Raw genomic sequence first — 3,776 nt, 5'->3', positions numbered from 1 at the left:
GCTTCGCGGCGCCAAGCGCTCGATCAAAGCCAGCGTCTGCGCCGCCGGCTCGAAGCCCGGCTGGTCTTCCAGTTCGGGAAAGATGATGGCCAGCCGGTCTTCCCACAGCGCGTCGCCCGAGATCAGCGTGCGCGTCTGCGGCTCAAATAGCATCAGCGCGTCCGGGTCATGTCCGGGCGCCGCGTGCACCTGCCAGTCGGCCGGGCCCAGCCGGACTGTGTCGCCGTCCCGCAGCACGCCATCGACCCGGAAGCGCTCGCAGTACTGGCCTGTGGGCCGGTAGCTGAGCCGGCTTTCGTCCCACTGCGAGACGGCCTCGAACGACGCTGCGGGGACCAGCGTCTGCGGTTCGCCGCGAGCCTGCAGCGCTCGGTTGCCGCCGCAGTGGTCCGAGTGCAGGTGGGTGTTGACGATGCGGCCCAGCGCTGCGCCAGCGAGCGCGCGGTCGAGGAGCGCCAGCGTCAGGTCCGCGTGGCGGGCGTAGCCGGTGTCGACCACGGTGGCTGGCGTCGGCCCGTCGGCCGCGAACACGACGTGGTTGGCCGACAACCAGTCGCGCTGTAGCAGCTGCAGCCCGAGCGCCCGTTGCCACGCCATCACAGCCCGTCGCTCAGGCGGGGCTGGCCACGCGCAGCTCGCGCCGCAGCACCTTGCCCACGTTGCTCTTGGGCAGCTCGTCACGGAACTCGATGAACTTAGGCCGCTTGTAGCCGGTGAAGTTCTCGCGGCAGTAGGCGGCGATGTCGTCTTCGTCCAGCGCCGGATCCTTGCGGACCACGAACAGCTTGACCGCCTCGCCGGATTTCTCGTCCGGTACGCCCACCGCGGCGCACTCCAGCACACCCGGGTGCAGGTTCACCACCTGCTCGATCTCGTTCGGGTACACGTTGAAACCCGACACCAGGATCATGTCCTTCTTGCGGTCGACGATCTTCACGTAGCCGCGCTCGTCCATGATGCCGACGTCGCCGCTCTTGAAGTAGCCGTCGGGCGTCATGACCTTGGCGGTCTCGTCCGGCCGGTTCCAGTAGCCGGCCATCACCTGCGGGCCGCGGATGCAGATCTCGCCCGGCTCGCCGGCCGGCATGTCGCGGCCATCGTCGTCTCGGATCGCGATCTCGGTCGACGGGATGGGCACGCCGATGTTGCCGCTGAACTCGCGCACGTCCAGCCGGTTGCTGGTCGCAACAGGCGAGGTCTCTGACAGGCCATAGCCCTCGACCACCGGGCAGCCGGTGATCTTCAACCACTTCTCGGCCGTCGCCTGCTGCACCGCCATGCCGCCGCCGTTGGACACCACCAGCTCGGAGAAGTCCAGCCGCGCGAAGGCCGGGTCGTTGGCCAGCGCGTTGAACAGCGTGTTGACCGCGGGGAACATGTTGACCTTGTGCCTGGACAAGGTGTTGATCAGCCCCGGCAGGTCGCGCGGGTTGGGGATCAGCAGGTTCAGCATGCCCAGGCGTGCACCCATCATGTAGCAGATGGTGAGCGCATAGATGTGATACAGCGGCAGCGCGCAGACGACGGTGAGCTGCTTGTCGCCCAATTTGTCCAGCATCGGCTTGAACCAGGCCTCTGACTGCAGGATGTTGGCCACCACGTTGCGGTGCAGCAGCGTTGCGCCCTTGGACACACCGGTCGTGCCGCCGGTGTACTGCAGGAAGGCCACGTCGTCGGGCGTCAGCGGCACCGGCTTGTAGTTCAGGCTGCCGCCCTCGGCCAGCGCCTTGTTGAAGCGGGTCACCGTTCGCACGCCATCCAGCGGCAGGCGGAACTCCGGCACCATCTTCTTCAGGTGGCGCACCGCGAAGTTCACCACCATGCCTTTGACCAGGCCCAGTTGGTCGCCCATTGCGCACAACAGCACATGCTTGACGGAGGTCTGCGTGACCACTTCAGCCAGCGTGTGCGCGAAGTTCTCCAGCACGATGATGGCCTGCGCATCCGAGTCTTTCAGCTGGTGCACCAGCTCGCGTGCCGTGTAGAGCGGGTTCACGTTCACCACCACGCAGCCCGCACGCAGGATCGCGCCCATCACCACCATGTACTGCGGCAGGTTAGGCATCATCACCGCGACGCGGTCGCCCTTGCGAAGGCCCTTGGCCTGCAGCCACGCGGCGAGGTCGCGCGAGCGTTCGTCCACCTGGCCGAACGTCATGCGGGCACCCATGCAGTCTGATGCGTCGCGGCTGGCGTGCTGGCGCCAGGCTTCTTCCAGCAAGGCGACCAGCGAGGTGTAGCCATCTGTGCGCACGGTGGCCGGCACCGAGGGCGGGTAATGCTGCAGCCAGGGGGCGTGGGAAAGTGCGGCAGTCGACACGGCAAGTCCTGTGGTCAAGGCAGAGAGACGGTTGAAGAAGCGAGCGCATGCTGCCCCAGCCGGCGGCATCGCGCTACCGTGGTTCTCCTGTCGCTAGCGAGACAGCACAGACCCTTGCCTGGGAAGCTCAGGGTTTGTCATGAAGCAGGCTGGCTCGCAGGGCCCTGGATTTGGCCGGCATGGCCCTGCCACACTGCCGGCCATGCAAAGAAGAACCTGGTTGAAGTTGGGCGGGACAGCCGGCGTGCTGCTGGCCCTGGCCGGCACCGGCGCCGTCTTGTGGGCTCCGGGCTGGCGCGACGACAGGCTCAGCCAAGCCGCGCGCAGCTTGTTCGCGGCAGTTGCCGGCGTGGTGCTGGACGGCAGCCTGCCCGATGCACCAGCACCACGTGCTGCAGCCCTGCAGGCGCACCTGGTTCGCCTTGAGGCCTCGTTGCGCGGGCTGGCGCCGGCCACGCGCCAGCAGATCTCGCAACTGCTGGCCGTGTTGTGCATGGCGCCTGGCCGGCTGGCGCTCACCGGTCTGCCGGTCGACTGGGCCCAGGCCACGCCGGACCAGCTCGCGAACATGCTGCAGTCGCTGCGCATGTCGTCCAACACCACGCGCCAGCAGGTCTACCACGCACTGCGCGACCTCACCAACGCCGCCTATTTTGCCGACCCCAGCACCTGGGCCGCGATGGGCTATCCGGGGCCGCAAGCCGTATGAGCCTGTTCAGTCGTTCGAGCGCGCCGCGTGCGGCGATTCCCCTGGCCGCGGCGGCTGCCGTGTCCAGCATCCCCGATCCCATCCGCGCCGGCCTGGCGGCCGGCTGGCATGTGAAGGGTGGCCCGCATGGCGAGTTGCCGGCCTCCTTGACCTGCGACGTGGCCATCGTCGGCAGCGGCGCCGGCGCCGGCATCACCGCCGAACTGCTCACGCGCGCCGGGCTGCAGGTGGTGATCGTTGAAGAAGGGCCGCTGCGCTCCAGCAGCGACTTCCGGCAGATCGAGGCCGAGGCTTACCCCACGCTGTACCAGGAGAGCGCCGCGCGCAAGACGGTGGACCAGGCCATCACCATCCTGCAGGGCCGCTGCGTGGGCGGCTCCACCACCGTCAACTGGACGACCTCATTTCGCACGCCGATCGACACGCTGGCCCACTGGCGCAGCCACTTTGGCCTGAAGGACTTTACCGAAGCCGGCATGGCGCCATGGTTCGAGCAGGCCGAGCAGCGGCTGTCCATCGCGCCCTGGCTGACCTCGCCCAACGAGAACAACGACCTGCTGCGCCGCGGCACCGAAAGCCTGGGGCTGGAGAACGGCAGCATCCGCCGCAACGTCAAAGGCTGCTGGAACCTCGGCTCCTGCGGCTTGGGCTGCCCGACGAATGCCAAGCAGTCCATGCTGGTGACCACGCTGCCCGCCGCGCTGGCCGGCGGTGCCACGCTGCTGGTGCAGACTCGCGTGGAACAGC

Annotated in this window: 4 protein-coding genes; 2 read left to right on the top strand and 2 right to left on the bottom strand. The window is 68.0% G+C overall.

The annotated features are described in order from the left end of the window. Positions 1-597: MBL fold metallo-hydrolase (locus FKP22_RS23780; RefSeq protein WP_233446955.1), on the bottom strand; the 597-nt coding region annotated here is incomplete at its 3' end. Positions 598-610: 13 nt separating this feature from the next. Continuing rightward, positions 611-2,320, bottom strand: a complete 1,710-nt coding sequence (locus FKP22_RS23775) for a long-chain-fatty-acid--CoA ligase (protein ID WP_310733365.1) — start codon at positions 2,318-2,320, stop codon at positions 611-613. Between the two features lie 202 nt (positions 2,321-2,522). Between FKP22_RS23775 and FKP22_RS23770 the strand changes: the two genes are divergently transcribed. Both FKP22_RS23770 and FKP22_RS23765 read left to right on the top strand, forming a co-directional pair. Next, a complete protein-coding gene (locus tag FKP22_RS23770) occupies positions 2,523-3,029 on the top strand; it encodes a hypothetical protein (protein ID WP_141290144.1) in 507 nt (168 codons plus the stop codon). A 59-nt stretch (positions 3,030-3,088) separates the two neighbouring features. Next, positions 3,089-3,776: GMC family oxidoreductase N-terminal domain-containing protein (locus FKP22_RS23765; RefSeq protein WP_211361552.1), on the top strand; the 688-nt coding region annotated here is incomplete at its 3' end.

The organism is Ideonella azotifigens, from assembly GCF_006519715.1.
In the GTDB taxonomy this organism is placed as follows: domain Bacteria; phylum Pseudomonadota; class Gammaproteobacteria; order Burkholderiales; family Burkholderiaceae_C; genus Ideonella; species Ideonella azotifigens.
The sequence above is the reverse complement of the archived record's forward strand: the minus strand, read 5'-3'. Positions and strand labels throughout refer to the sequence as shown.